This is a genomic window from Pseudomonas sp. TNT2022 ID642, assembly GCF_028656995.1.
Lineage (GTDB): Bacteria > Pseudomonadota > Gammaproteobacteria > Pseudomonadales > Pseudomonadaceae > Aquipseudomonas.
On record NZ_JAMDGW010000008.1, the window covers coordinates 169,140 to 181,778 of the forward strand.

Consider the following 12,639-nt stretch of genomic DNA (forward strand, 5'->3'; position numbering starts at 1 on the left):
TCACACCACCTTGGCGTAAATGAACGCATCCGGTTCGAGCAGCCCAGCCAACGCCGCGCTCTGCAGCTTCAGCCAACGAGCGCTCGGCTCTTGGGTCACCCAACTCTTCGGGAAGCGCGCCGCTTCGACCAAGCCGCTTTCCACGGCTTCCAGATCTTGAATCGCCCCGTACAGCATGGCGTTGCGCGTAGAAGTCGAGCCGAGAATCAAGCCACCTGCCGGAATCATTGGCTGCTCCTGATCCTCGCCGTCTAGGTACCATTCGTCATATCCATAAAGGTCGACACCTGGATCATTCAGATAGCCCAGGTAAGTCACGCCGTCTGGCAGTTCCTCTGGCTTGATCAAGCCCATGTCAACGCGGCGAGTGTTGAGCTGCTTCATCACCTTCTCGTTCGACTGGAACGCATCCAGTGCTTCACCGCTCATGGCTACGGTGTTTGCCGTGCGCCCGGAGTCTTTGGCAATCTTGCGTTTCCAGCTACGAAGATTGGCAATGGGGTCGCCGTCTTGGGTGCCCCACTGACCGCTGCCCAGGCTGATCTTGTGATCGGGGGCCATCAGGAAGTCGATGGTGTCATCCACCCCTTCCCCCACGACGCGAACCTTTCCGGTCGTAAGTGCCTGGGCGCACATCCATTCTTCCCGGCGGATGATTTCGTCGTCCAGATCGCGCAGGTCCTTACCGAGCAATTGCCCGGCACGCTCCAACGGAGTACGCGAGGAAAACGGGTTGTCGCCGGCCGAACGCTTGAGCACAAGTTCGGCGGTGGTCTCGCGCTTGGGCTGAATGTACGGCGGACTGTAGCTGCTGGTGGTATAGCCTTCGCGCAACGACACGCTGCCCGGCAGGCGAGGATTAACAAACGGCGCCATTTTGCGTTTGCCCTTGATGATGTCGATGTCCACGGTTTTGGTCGGGAACGTGACAGGACTGCCACCGTTGAAAAAAGTGTTCAGCAAAAAGCGCCGCGCGGTTGGCATCTGCTCAACCGCTTCAAGCATGGTGCGGGTATCAAAAATATCCATCAAAGACTCCGAATTAACGAACGAACAGGCACAGGGAACGCAGCGCAGCTTTTGCCTGCGCCAAAGTAAAGCCCTCGCCGAGAGTGAGTTGACTGGCCAGCACTTCACCGGTCAGGCGGATGGGCGCTACCTGCGCGCCTGAGGTCGTATCAGTGGACTGATCCAATACAGCCGCAGGAGCTTCGGAGCCATCGGTTGCTGCGGCCTTGCACAGCACGTATTCGCCACTGGCCGTTACTTGCCCAAGGACGGCGCCTCGACTGAGCTTCTGGCCGGAAGCGATCACGGCGGTGTCGATCATCACCGGAAAGGCACCGGCGGACAGCTGGTCCGGGACATAGGTTTGGCGTTCTGGGTTGCTCATAAAGTTCTCCAATCAGCGGCGCGAGGCGCCCTCGACAATGGCGTTTACGACGGCATTGCGCTCACCCTGAGCGGCATCGCCCGTCGGAGTGGACGTCGATGCACCAGTGGCGTCGGCCTTGATGGCGCTCAGAGAAATGCCGCGATCCTGCGCTGCCTTGAACAGCTGTAGCGCTGTGGCTTCAACCGTGGTGCCTGCTTCTATGGCAGCGGAGATTTGAGTTTCGAAACCCTTGCTGGCCATTGCATTGATGCCGGTGATGCGTTGCCGCTCTGCAGTAGCGCCTTCCTCGCGACTTTGAGTGCGGATGCTTTCCAGATCCGGCTGATTGGCCTGAGCGATTTCGATGGTTTGCGGATCCGTGCCGGCGGCCAGCGCCTCACGCAACTCCGCCGTGCTGCTGACGGTGGTCATGTTGTATTTCCTCGGTTGAGTGGCGGCCGGTTTGGCCAGTTCGGTAATCAATGTTTCAAGCGACCCCAGACGGTGGGCCAAGCCGGACTCGACAGCCGCGGCGCCAACGCGCAGGCCGCCGAAGTCGCCCATCTCTGGGACACGCTCCGGCTCCACGCCCAGGTTGCGGGCCACCTTGGCGACGAACACATCACCCATGGCGTCGACCGTTTCGCCGACCTTGGCTCGCCCTTCTTCCGTTGAGAGATCTACACGCTTGTTCGGGGCATTGCGGCTGACGATCTGATAGCGCTTACGGCCGTTGCCTTCCTCGCCGCCGACCACAGCTTCAACGACCACACCGATACTCCCGGCGAGCGCCGTTTCGTCGATGATGATTTCGCTGGCAGCTGACGCAATCCAATAGGCCGCGCTTGCACCAGTGCCGCCGATGTAGGCAACGATGCGTTTACGGTCACGGGCCGCATGGATCTGGTCAGCCAGTTCGTTGATGCCGGCGGCAACGCCGCCTGGGCTATCGATGTTGAGGATGATCGCGCTGATCTTGGGATCATCGAGCGCGGCCTGCAGGTCGGTGGCCAGCACCTGAGTGCTGGTCGCACCGCTGATCTCGGTGAAAAGGTTGGCATAGCGAAACACCGGACCGACTACCGGGATGATCGCCACACCATTGCGTACGCTGACAGTGCGGCTGTTATCCAGTCGCATGCCAGTGCGTGTTTCCAGCGCCGCCGGATCGCCCATGCGGTCTGCAATGGTCAGCAAGTTATCCAGGGCGCCGGGCAGCATCAGCCACGGCTGCGATGCAGCCAGCTCGAATGCGCGGGGCATGGTTATTCCTCGTTGGGGTTGGCGGACGGCGGTGTTTCCTGCTCCCGCCCTTTGGGTAAAACGTGCAGGCCATCGTTGCGCCGCTGGGTGACTTCGCGCACGCGCTGCCGATACACCTGCTGCCACGGCTCGCCGGTCATTGAGGCGGTTTCCAGTGTTTCGTTGCTGACACCAATCTCGATGCGCTTACCGGCAGCGTTGGCTTCCTTCAGCTCATCAATGGCGCCACGTGCCGGGCCGATCCAGATCGCATGGCAGTAGGCTTTGCGTTTCGCCGGGTCCGCGTAACCTGGCAGGCTGATCAATCCACGGGCCACCGCCTCATCGATCAGCAATTCCCGGCTGGGCTGGCAAAAGTCACAGATCAACCACCAGCGGCGCAGGCTGTAAAAACGCCACGCCTGCAACATCGCCGCACGGGCTGCGCTATAGCTGCTGCTGTAGTGGAGCAACAGTTCTTCCATCGGTTGCTCTAAAGCAGCGCCGATTTCCTTGACCACTGCCGTAAAGAACGGATCGAATTGCGCATTAGGCCGCGCAGGATTGGCGATTACCGGTTCCTCACCTTGGCCCAAGTCAACAATTGCCCCCTCGCCCAGCGCCAGATCGCCATCTGCAGTGGTATCACCTCCAGCGCCTTCACCTTCGTTAGCTAATGCGGTCAGCGGTAAATTCCCGACCTGAAAGTCGTTGGTCTTTTTGATGAACACCGTGAACATCGCCGAGATCACCGCCGCCATCAGCTCGGCGCTGCTGTAGCGCTCCAGCTTCTGCAGCGGTTCCAGCACCGGAGCCAGGTAAGGCGCTCCGCGCTTCTGTCCCGGACGCTCCTTGTCGGCCATAACGTGCATGACGCGGCGCCTGCCCGTCGCCTCGCCAAAGGCTGGCAGACGCTCCCATTTCAGCGCTTGGCCGGCGGTGTATTCGTTGGGGTATCCGGTGCAGACGTGATACGCCAAAGGCGCCCCCAGCCGGTCAAACTCGACGCCGTCCACGAGGTTTGCGCCGTCAAGTTGCCCGGCTGGATTGCAGACCCGGTCCGATTCGATCAACTGCAAGCGCGTGCTGAAGATGCAGCCGGGGCGCTCATCGTCAGGACTGGCAATCAGCACGTCACCACCCACCATGGACGAGATCAATACCAGTGCTTGTAACTGGTAGTGGTTGAGTGTCGCTTCGGCATCGCATTCGCGTGGATCATCGGCGTACAGCGACCACAAGCGATCAAGCTGATTGTTGATTTTCTCAGCCTGCGTCTCGTCGAGACCTAATGCGTCATGATCGATCTGTGACCGGCAAACCAGCCCGGTTCCTACAACATTGGTGCGTAAGCGCGTGATCGCCGCACGGGCTATCAAGTGATTGCGCATGGCGTCTCGCGAGCGAGCAACCAGCATTCGACGCTCGTTTTGGTCGAGATCTCGACGCGGACTGCCGAGACCGGGAATCCAGCTGGCCATGCTGCGCAGTACACGAGAAGCCCCGCGCCAACGCGTCTCAACACCGCCCCCTCCCCCTTGGGCGACGATAGGCCTGGACTCGTTTGCTGACTTGGCGAGTTTGAGGGCCTCGCGCATCAGCAGCTCGGCCGGGTCTTTTCGAAAAAATCCCATAGTCAGATCTTCATGTAGGAGACACGGTTGCGGCCACGTCCCTGTTGTTGAGCCTGTTCCAACGCGACCTCTCTGGCGTACTGCTGCTCCAGAAGACGCAAGCTGTTCAGCTCTGCGCGATAAAGCTCGCGATCTGCACGGCGCAGGCGCTGGCCTTTTTTCAGGACGTCAGAGATCGCCGCCCGGACTTCCGCGAGGCGCTGTTGTGCATCTGTCATGTGTGTTTCCTTAATAGCCCGCGCGACTTCGGGTGCCCCGCCCGCGAGCGACTGCTCGGCGCGGTACCGGTGCGACCGGTTGTTCAGTACTGAACAGGGTTGGCTGCAGCAACTGCTGCTCCAGCTGGTCCCATTCGTGATCGCGTAACAGATGAGTTTTCAGGCTGCGAGCGGCGTGCAAGGCATACACCTCGCAATCCAGCGCTTCGTTGCGACGGCCGGCTTTCTTTTGCCAAACCATTTTGCTGGGATTGCGCGGGTGCGGTGCTAGGACTTCGTTAGTGAGTTGCTCGTAGTAGTCCGAGCGGATCTCGCTGTACCAATGCATGCGCCCCGGTCCGGCACCTTTGAGGCGCAGCCGCCCATCAATGAGCGTCTTCGCTTTGTGCGTACCGACGATGTGGACTCGCAGGCCGTATTTCGCAGCCTTGGTGTTGTCCTGTGAGGTATCCACCGACTGCGGAGGCTTGGTAAAGATCTCCTTGTCGCGACTGTCGATAGAGGCGCCTTTGATCGCCATAACGTTGTAGCGTTGACGATCCCGCACGTAGGCATACACCGCGTCACTGGTATTGCCGTCAGAGCTGTCGATGCTGACCGCCGATACCGCCAGTTGCGCACCGCTTTCGACCGGTATGGGTTGAGAAATAACCCGATCCAGTTCTTGCCAGACGGCGTCATGGGGATCGATGGGGTTGCCGTGAAGCTCACCCCAGTACAAGCGCCACGACTCTTCGCCTCGTCCCCAACCGATGATGGTGAGAGCGAGGCGGTCGCCTTGGACGTCAACGCCAACGGTGATCAGCAGGACACCTTTCGGCGCTGTCAGCTCCGCATAAGGCTCCGCACGCTTTTCCAGCTCATCGGTCTTCGGTGCATCGCTCTGATACTCGTAGCTTTCGCCCTTGGAGCTGTTGACGAAAGCGATCATCGGTCCGATGTTGCCTTGTGAGGCCGCGTGTTCGGCCTGGAGCTTTTTCTCCATCAACACCTGGAAACGCGATCCCCAAAACGTCGCGTACAGCTCGTTGAGGATGTAACCGGCGATCCCCCGAAATTCTGCTGTAGCCGACCAGCGCCCGTGCTTGAGGTTGGCGTTCTTCTGGTTGTCATCCCAGATTCCACCGCAGTGCGGGCAGGAGTAGAAAGTTTTCTCCGGCCGCTTCTTGCCGTATACCTCATGCAGGTATTCCGGATCCTCGTCGCAGTGCAGGTTGTCGAAGCTCAACGCGTGTTCTTGGCCGCATTCGTGACACGGCACCAGGCCGACGCGCTTGTCGGACAGTTCCAGCTCCGCATCAATGGCGGACAAGCCCTTGATGGTTGGTGTACCGCCGATGATGATCTTCGAGCGGCGGAACGTTTTCAGTCGTTCCTTGGCGAGCTTGATACTGTCGCCCTGGCCTCGCAGGTTCAGGTTGCAGTCGTCCGGCTCTTCAATGGCAACTCGCGGCACCGGCGTGGACTTCACGCTGGCCGGGCTGTTGGAACCCACCATTTTCAGGAAGCCGCCAGGGAAGCGCTTGAAGTCCTGTCGCTGCTGTAGCTTGCGGCTTCGCAGGTCGACTTTCTTGCGCAGGCGCGGCGTGGCTTCGATCATCGGTTCGAGCTTTTCACCAACGTACTGCTTGGCCGCCTCGGCCTTGGGAAACAGCACCAGAATTGGTGACGGATCAATGTCGATCCACTTGCCCAAGGCGTTACCCAGAACACCCGACGTCCATGCCACCTGCGCCGACTTGCGTCCGACGATCTCACTGACAGCGGGATCATCCAGCGCTTCCAATGGACCGCCGGGCCAGATCAGGTGAGGAGTAACGTCAAAGCGATATTTGCCGGGGCGCGCAGCCTCTTCCGGTGCGAGCCAGCGGTACTTGTCCGCCCACTCGATAATGCTCATGCGAGGCGGCGGCGCCCATTTGCGGCAAGCGCCGCGCAGCGCTTTAGTCGCCGTCTTCCTCAAAGCCCTCCGTATCGTCCGGTTCGTCAGAATATCCATCTGACGCGGCATCATCCTTGTCATAGTCAGAAAGCCTCCTCAGGATGGCTTCAATGGGGTCACGAATCAGTTGCTCGTCGACTTCCACGTCGTAGCGCGCCGAGAGTTCGGCGGCCAGCACATCGGGGAAAGAGTTGAGCAGCTCCACTTTTGCAGCGGTGATCATTGCTTCGAAGCGTTCGATCAAATCAGCAGCGATGACCACCTCGCCAAGATCCTTGGCCATCGCGAGTTCTTCACGATCAGCTCGGATCCGGTCGAGGCGATCGCGGGAAGATTCTTTTTTGCCGTTGAGTGCGGCTTGGTGCATCAGCCACTGAATCACGGCTTCGGTGTCGTATTGGTTTTCGTTGCCCCGACCGAGGCCGAACTCGGTCACTGGCATGCCGTCGTTCTGCCATCGGGTCAGGGTGCGTTCATCGCGACCGACGATCTCGCTCAAGTCGGCCTTGCTGACTGTCTTTCCCATGTCTAACCCTTTGAAAAGACGGACATCCCTGTGAAATTCTCAGCTGCAGAGATCCCGCGAGTTCGCTAACCCGTGTAGGGGGCGGCCCTCAGGGAGGACCCGGAAAAATGGCGCCCCCACCCGGCCACCGACCTAGCTTCGGTCGGTCGATGCCGACTCCGAAACGCCCAACCGCTTGGCGGCCCAGCGTTCGTACAACCCGATGGCCACATCAGCACCGGCCATTGCCGTCAGGCAACCCAAGGCGCCCGCCGTCCAGATCGACATGCCAGCGGCGATCATCAGCATCATTGCCGACACCCCGCAGACAATGCAGGCCCCGGATCGAAGCGCGAGGCGGCGCAACAACGCCCAGCCCCGCGCCCCATCCTTGTCGGCCCGCCACATCTCCCCCGATACGCCGCCGACTAGAGCCAGGACGATCACTAACCAGATCGGCATCTCTGCCAGCGCTTGTTGCTCGTTTGTCATCGCCAACCCCTAAACGCAAAAACCCGGCGCAATGGCCGGGTTTGGTGGTGTGGTGCCTGCCGCTCTCTGCGGTCGCACCTATCGAAGATGACTACTTTTTACAGGTCGATTCCGGTGGCAGCAACCCCGGTTTAATGCCACCCGGCGAATATGTGGGTAACACCGGGTGAACGCCTAGCGAATGTCGGTGAATATCCCACCCCGGCATTCTGTTGTTTCGGCGGCGTCCCATCTGTCCCACCATTCGGAATCGAAGTGGGACGCCTGAGAGCGCCTAAATTCGGGGCTTCGCCCCACTGTCCTACTTATCTCTCTCCTTTCTCGTGTAAAGGAAGAATCTTAAAGAACACGCATGCGCGTAAAACGCGCGTACTGCTGCCCGCTACGCTTACACGGGCGGGAGGCACTTTGTAGCGGGACGGTGGGACAGCCCAACAACGACAAGGCCCGCACCTGTCCCACTGCATCAAAACGCAGCGGGACAAGACGGGCCAGTGGGACAGCAACAGCCGGACGATTGCCAGGGGTCACGCAGCCAACCCCATCATCACGCCGAAGATCTGCAGGTGTGCCTCATGCAAACGCTGGTAGTACGTGTCACGGCCACAACCGCAGTGCGCGTACCGCAAGCGCATATCAACGTCGAGTGTGCAGTAATGCTCCCGAACAACCGTCACCAGCTCGGGCGCCAGATGCTTGGTCACGATCAGCTCGATGTCGAGAGAACTCTCCAGCGGCGCACGGAAGGCCCGCCGTCCACGGATCAGTTGCCCATTGCTCTCCATCATCATGGCAACCATGTTCCCCCCAGCAAGCCCCCCTTTCGAATGTTCGGAATGCAGCTCCTGCGCCCACAACCGAAGCAGCGAATCGATCTCCTTAATCAAAGCAAGGCTCCTCGAATACTTCGCGCTTCAACGCCGAGGCGCCTCCCCACCCTGCCGGCTTCTTGTAAGCCCAGGGCCGCTGGCCACTCTTCACCAACGGCGGCAACCGCACACGCCGCCACCCCAAGCGATGCATGATCGCCCCGACCCGCATCTGCTCCGGCTTGCCCCAATGCCCATAGTCCAACTTCAACGCACTGGTCAGCACGTCGCTGCCGGTGGTGGTCTCGCCAATCTGCGACTCTTCCAGCCAAGTCAGAATCGGCCCTTCCCACTCGTCCACCACAAAGCGCTCGTCCTGCTCCTCGCCGAACATCGCCGCCTCATCCAGCGTCACCCACCAGAGGTCACCCGCGTCGTAACAGAACACCGCTTCAGCCCACAGCTGATCGCGGATCGAACGCAACAGCTCCAGATCCACCTTGGTACACGCCACTGGCCAATAACGCCGGTTACCGGTCGCATCCTTCAGGTACTCGTCCTGGTTCGTCGTCCCCACGAACACGCACTGACGCGGCACATCCATCGTGCGACGGCCGTAGCTCTCTCGGTAGGTATCGGTCGATGCAGAGAAAAACTGCTTGGCCTTGGTACTCTCGGCCTTGTTGAAACTGTCCAACTCGCCCAGCTCGACGATCCACTTGCCCCGGATCGCCTGAAAGCCATCTTTGTCGCCGAGGGCGAACGGCGTATCCATGAACCATTCGCCCCCGAGAATGCTCATCGCCGTCGACTTACCGGCGCCCTGCGCACCCTCAAGAATCATCACCGAGTCAGCCTTGCAGCCCGGCTTCATCACCCGCGCCACAGCCGACACCATCCAGCGCTTACCGACCTTGCTCGAGTAGTCCGTAGCGTTCACGCCCATGACATCCGTGAGCCAGCTTTCCAGGCGCGGTACGCGATCCCACTCTAGCTTGCGCAGGTACTGTCGCACCGGATGAAACGCATGGTCATGCGCAACCACGCTCACCGCTTCGATCACATGCGACGCCTTCACCCGCAAGTTATACTGCTGCGCGAGCCACTTCATCACCCGCACATCATCAATGTCCGCCCAATCGCCCGTGCCGCCGCCATACGGCGCCGCACGCAGCTTCACGATCTTCGAACTGAAAGCGCTGTAACTGATCACCCCGGCCCAGCGTTCATCGTTGGCCAGGATCAACTCGACATTCTGCATGTGCGCAATCAACGCCCCGCTTTCACTCCGAGCCAGCATGTCCTTCCAGCCACCAGCGGCAGGGGGCTTGACCACTGCCAGCACCTGACGGCGCACAGCCTCCAAACCTTCGGCTACATGCAGATCGTTGAAGTCGGTCCACTTAATCTCCCGCTCCCCAGAAAAGATCGGTGCGACCACCTGGCCACCGACGATCAGCGCCGCGTTGTTGGCCTTCTCTTCACCAGGGTTCCAGGCATCACCGTTCGGCTTCGTAGTCTTCCAGTCATCGTCCCGGCAGATGATCAGCGGGCAGCCGGCGAAACGCTCACGCATCGCCTTGCACACCACCAGCAAATTGCCGGCGTCAAACGCAATGGCCACCGTCAGCGACGTCGCCATATGCAGGCTTGCGCCGGTGGCGTAGCCCTCACACACCAACACCGGCTCACCCGGATCCGGATGCGGACCGATCAGGTGAAAAGCGCCCTCCTTCGACATCCCATAGGGCCAATAGGTCTTGTCCCGACCGGTGTCTTCCTGTTTGGTTGGATACACCACCTGCAAGCCGACAATCTCGTCACGCACGTTGCACATCGGCACCAGGAACGCACCAGTGCGTGGTGCATACCGAACACCGATACCAACGATCTGCTTACGATCCAGATAGTCGCTACGGCCCTTCTCCGGCATGCGCTTGAACATGCCCGTCGCTCGCTTGGCTGCACGACGTGCCGCACTGGCCGCAATCTCTGCAGCGCGTCGCTTGGCCTCCTCCTGCCGAGCGCGCATGACCTCACGCTCTTCCGGCGACATCCGCCCAGCCTTGACCTTGATCTTCTGCGACTCACCCGAACGCCAGTCACCGAACGCGCCGAAAATCAGCGTCTCGCCCTTCTCGGTGCGATGCTCATGGGCGATGTACCAGCCGTTCTTTTCCTTCCCCTTGTCCTGCGCTGTTTTGCACCGGGTGAGCTTGCCGAACACCAATGGCTGCGCGGGCTCAAGGCCGTAGTCGACGAATTGCCCCAATACCTCATCCAGCATGGCGAGCCCCCTTCAGTTCCGCGAGAGAGAGGCATCCCACGCATTGGGTGCAGCCGGGCGACGCCACACGGCGGGCCTCCGAGATCGGGTCATCACACGTTTCGCAGAACAGAAACGAATGCGCCGCCAAAGCGGGTTTGGCGGCGTTGCGAGCAGCGAGCGCTTGATCGATACGCTTTTGCACCAGGTCATTAGCGAAGTCAGCGATATCAGCCACGATCAACACCCCGCGTCGTCTGGTTGACATACGTGGCGCGGTTGAACATCCCCAGCAAGCCCTGAATTCCACGAAACACCTGCAGGCGAATCGCGGCCAGTTCCTCATCAGTGACGACACCATCACCAATGCTCCTGGCCCAGGTGTCCGCCAGATCTGCCACCTTGCGAAAGTATTCCGCGATACCGGTGGTCAACGTTTCGGGCATGTCATTGGTATACGCCTCGGCCAGCTCCTGCCAGGTCGTGTCACCGACCAGCGCATGCACCGCATCCAGAATGCGGCGATCCTTGGTCAGCTCCAGAATCTCGCCGAACTCTTGAATGTTCACCGTGTGGCTTGGGTGGGTTGGGGAAAGCTTGTGCTGCAGCGTGGTCGCATTTCGGCCGGTGGTGGCGGCTATAGCAGCGGCGCCGCCGGGGTAGTCCCGTGCAGCATGGTAAAGCGCAAGATCGAGCGGCAAAACTTCCCGCTGCGCCCGGTCTAGAGAGCTCAGAATGATACGGCTCATGGCATTAATCCTTGTAAGTTGCCAGTGCCGCGCGGCGTGCAGTGGTGATACATTTGCCGCGTGGCTTGAAAGGGCCCAAACGCCGGCTAGATCTTCGGGATCGACACCGGCACCGTGCCGAGGCGAACAATCCGTTGTTCACCCCTGGCGCAACAGCTGCCCAATCTGTGGTGGAAAAGGCAGCAACACCAAGGCTTCCGAGCCTTGGAAAAGCGCGATAAAGAGAGGTGGTTGCATGTGGTGTGCCCGCCTACCTTTATCGCGACCCGACAGCGCTGTGGTGGTGCGTGCCGGGAGGAACTGGGCGGCCTTTGGGTCGCCTTTTTTCTATCTACGCTGCAGCTTTCTGGGGAGCCGATGCGTTCAGCAGCCAAGCGGTTTGAAAGGCGTTGCCTTTCCGCTCCGCGGCACTAGCCAAAAGCTCAGCGTATTTGGTTTCACCGGTGTAATCCGTTCGCGGCAGGCAGCCAGCTTGGCGCCATTTGTTCAGAGCCTGATAGCTTCGATTGCATATCTTGGCGGCGGCCCCAATGCCGCCTACTGCTTCAAAAGCAAACGCAATCGCGCTTGGAAAATCTGTGGGGTCCAGCATGACAACCTCCATTTATCAACTTGCGGTTGATGTTACAGATCAACTGACTATTGCGCAATCTTTGTGAGACTCTCAACCCATGGTTGATAAAAATTCTCTCCGCGCAGCGTTCAGCGAGCGCCTACATGAAGCTCTCGATGATGCCGGTGTGCGCCGCCGGGGTCGTGGTGTGGATATCCATCGTAAGTTGAAAAGTATGGGAGTGGAGAAAACCACACAGGCAGTCAGCAAATGGCTGAATGCTGAAGCAATGGCCGAAGCAGACAGCATGGCTGCGCTTTGCTCGTGGTTGAAGGTACGCCGTGAATGGTTAGAGTATGGAGTGCTGCCAAAGGAACAGACAGGCGGGAGGAATGTTCATCGGATGATCTCAAGCAATGAAAGTAATATCAGCGAAATCAACCAGCGCTTTGGGAAAGTTCCTTTAATTTCCTGGGTACAGGCAGGTGCGTGGTGCGAAGCAGTCTCAAATATTGACGACTACGATACAGCTTCATGGCTATCTTGCCCCGTCCCCATTAGCAATCAAGGTTATGCCTTAAAAGTGCTCGGAGACTCAATGACGAATCCTGGCCCAGGGCGAAGCTATCCTACTGGCTGTATTATTTTTGTTGATCCCGAGGCAGAAACTAAAACAGGCGATAGAGTGATTGCCAGGGTTCCACGTACCAATGAAGCCACTTTCAAAATTTTAGTATCAGATGCCGGACGGCAATTCTTGAGGCCAATCAATCCTCAATATCCAATAATTGACATTACTGAAGAGACACATATTTGTGGAAAGGTTGTAGGTTCCTTCATCCCTGAATAGGAGT

At 59.4% G+C, this 12,639-nt stretch carries 14 protein-coding genes; 1 reads left to right on the forward strand and 13 read right to left on the reverse strand.

The features are described from left to right. The 13 genes from M5G26_RS10485 to M5G26_RS10545 all read right to left on the reverse strand — a co-directional run bounded on the left by M5G26_RS10485 (position 1) and on the right by M5G26_RS10545 (position 11,824). On the reverse strand, positions 1-1,029 hold the full coding sequence (locus tag M5G26_RS10485) for a major capsid protein (RefSeq protein ID WP_273915261.1): 1,029 nt from the start codon (positions 1,027-1,029) through the stop codon (positions 1-3). A gap of 13 nt (positions 1,030-1,042) precedes the next feature. Continuing rightward, a complete protein-coding gene (locus M5G26_RS10490; RefSeq protein WP_129998920.1) occupies positions 1,043-1,393 on the reverse strand; it encodes a head decoration protein in 351 nt (116 codons plus the stop codon). Positions 1,394-1,405: 12 nt separating this feature from the next. Then, positions 1,406-2,638, reverse strand: a complete 1,233-nt coding sequence (locus M5G26_RS10495; protein ID WP_273915262.1) for a S49 family peptidase — start codon at positions 2,636-2,638, stop codon at positions 1,406-1,408. A 2-nt stretch (positions 2,639-2,640) separates the two neighbouring features. Then, positions 2,641-4,251: a phage portal protein gene (locus M5G26_RS10500; protein ID WP_273915263.1), complete on the reverse strand. Its 1,611-nt coding sequence runs from the start codon at positions 4,249-4,251 to the stop codon at positions 2,641-2,643. A 2-nt stretch (positions 4,252-4,253) separates the two neighbouring features. Continuing rightward, positions 4,254-4,469: a hypothetical protein gene (locus tag M5G26_RS10505; RefSeq protein WP_103305626.1), complete on the reverse strand. Its 216-nt coding sequence runs from the start codon at positions 4,467-4,469 to the stop codon at positions 4,254-4,256. Between the two features lie 10 nt (positions 4,470-4,479). Next, positions 4,480-6,369: a phage terminase large subunit family protein gene (locus tag M5G26_RS10510; protein WP_103305625.1), complete on the reverse strand. Its 1,890-nt coding sequence runs from the start codon at positions 6,367-6,369 to the stop codon at positions 4,480-4,482. Between the two features lie 43 nt (positions 6,370-6,412). Continuing rightward, positions 6,413-6,937 carry a terminase small subunit gene (locus tag M5G26_RS10515; protein ID WP_136493850.1) on the reverse strand — a complete coding sequence of 175 codons (525 nt, stop codon included), beginning with the start codon at positions 6,935-6,937 and terminating at the stop codon, positions 6,413-6,415. Between the two features lie 132 nt (positions 6,938-7,069). Continuing rightward, on the reverse strand, positions 7,070-7,408 hold the full coding sequence (locus tag M5G26_RS10520) for a phage holin family protein (protein ID WP_273915264.1): 339 nt from the start codon (positions 7,406-7,408) through the stop codon (positions 7,070-7,072). Between the two features lie 527 nt (positions 7,409-7,935). Beyond that, positions 7,936-8,295 carry a PA0613 family protein gene (locus M5G26_RS10525; RefSeq protein WP_119739013.1) on the reverse strand — a complete coding sequence of 120 codons (360 nt, stop codon included), beginning with the start codon at positions 8,293-8,295 and terminating at the stop codon, positions 7,936-7,938. Beyond that, the gene (locus tag M5G26_RS10530; RefSeq protein WP_273915265.1) at positions 8,288-10,504 is read right to left on the reverse strand and encodes a VapE domain-containing protein; all 2,217 of its coding nucleotides are present in this window, start codon (positions 10,502-10,504) and stop codon (positions 8,288-8,290) included. The genes M5G26_RS10525 and M5G26_RS10530 overlap by 8 nt, the downstream gene beginning before the upstream one ends. Next, complete coding sequence (locus tag M5G26_RS10535; RefSeq protein WP_273915266.1) at positions 10,494-10,721, reverse strand: TraR/DksA family transcriptional regulator; 228 nt, start codon at positions 10,719-10,721, stop codon at positions 10,494-10,496. The genes M5G26_RS10530 and M5G26_RS10535 overlap by 11 nt, the downstream gene beginning before the upstream one ends. Continuing rightward, positions 10,714-11,232, reverse strand: a complete 519-nt coding sequence (locus tag M5G26_RS10540) for a phage regulatory CII family protein (RefSeq protein ID WP_273900627.1) — start codon at positions 11,230-11,232, stop codon at positions 10,714-10,716. The genes M5G26_RS10535 and M5G26_RS10540 overlap by 8 nt, the downstream gene beginning before the upstream one ends. A 331-nt stretch (positions 11,233-11,563) precedes the next feature. Further along, on the reverse strand, positions 11,564-11,824 hold the full coding sequence (locus tag M5G26_RS10545; RefSeq protein WP_273915267.1) for a hypothetical protein: 261 nt from the start codon (positions 11,822-11,824) through the stop codon (positions 11,564-11,566). Positions 11,825-11,903: 79 nt separating this feature from the next. On the opposite strand from M5G26_RS10545, the gene M5G26_RS10550 reads away from it, so the two are divergent. Beyond that, a complete protein-coding gene (locus M5G26_RS10550) occupies positions 11,904-12,635 on the forward strand; it encodes a LexA family protein (RefSeq protein ID WP_273915268.1) in 732 nt (243 codons plus the stop codon). The last annotated feature ends 4 nt before the right edge of the window (positions 12,636-12,639 follow it).

Coding starts and splice junctions, on each gene's coding strand:
- M5G26_RS10515 (WP_136493850.1), bottom strand. CDS start 6,937: ATGGGAAAGACAGTCAGCAAGGCCGACTTGAGCGAGATCGTCGGTCGC.
- M5G26_RS10505 (WP_103305626.1), bottom strand. CDS start 4,469: ATGACAGATGCACAACAGCGCCTCGCGGAAGTCCGGGCGGCGATCTCT.
- M5G26_RS10500 (WP_273915263.1), bottom strand. CDS start 4,251: ATGGGATTTTTTCGAAAAGACCCGGCCGAGCTGCTGATGCGCGAGGCC.
- M5G26_RS10510 (WP_103305625.1), bottom strand. CDS start 6,369: ATGAGCATTATCGAGTGGGCGGACAAGTACCGCTGGCTCGCACCGGAA.
- M5G26_RS10495 (WP_273915262.1), bottom strand. CDS start 2,638: ATGCCCCGCGCATTCGAGCTGGCTGCATCGCAGCCGTGGCTGATGCTG.
- M5G26_RS10540 (WP_273900627.1), bottom strand. CDS start 11,232: ATGAGCCGTATCATTCTGAGCTCTCTAGACCGGGCGCAGCGGGAAGTT.
- M5G26_RS10520 (WP_273915264.1), bottom strand. CDS start 7,408: ATGACAAACGAGCAACAAGCGCTGGCAGAGATGCCGATCTGGTTAGTG.
- M5G26_RS10490 (WP_129998920.1), bottom strand. CDS start 1,393: ATGAGCAACCCAGAACGCCAAACCTATGTCCCGGACCAGCTGTCCGCC.
- M5G26_RS10485 (WP_273915261.1), bottom strand. CDS start 1,029: ATGGATATTTTTGATACCCGCACCATGCTTGAAGCGGTTGAGCAGATG.
- M5G26_RS10545 (WP_273915267.1), bottom strand. CDS start 11,824: ATGCTGGACCCCACAGATTTTCCAAGCGCGATTGCGTTTGCTTTTGAA.
- M5G26_RS10550 (WP_273915268.1), top strand. CDS start 11,904: ATGGTTGATAAAAATTCTCTCCGCGCAGCGTTCAGCGAGCGCCTACAT.
- M5G26_RS10530 (WP_273915265.1), bottom strand. CDS start 10,504: ATGCTGGATGAGGTATTGGGGCAATTCGTCGACTACGGCCTTGAGCCC.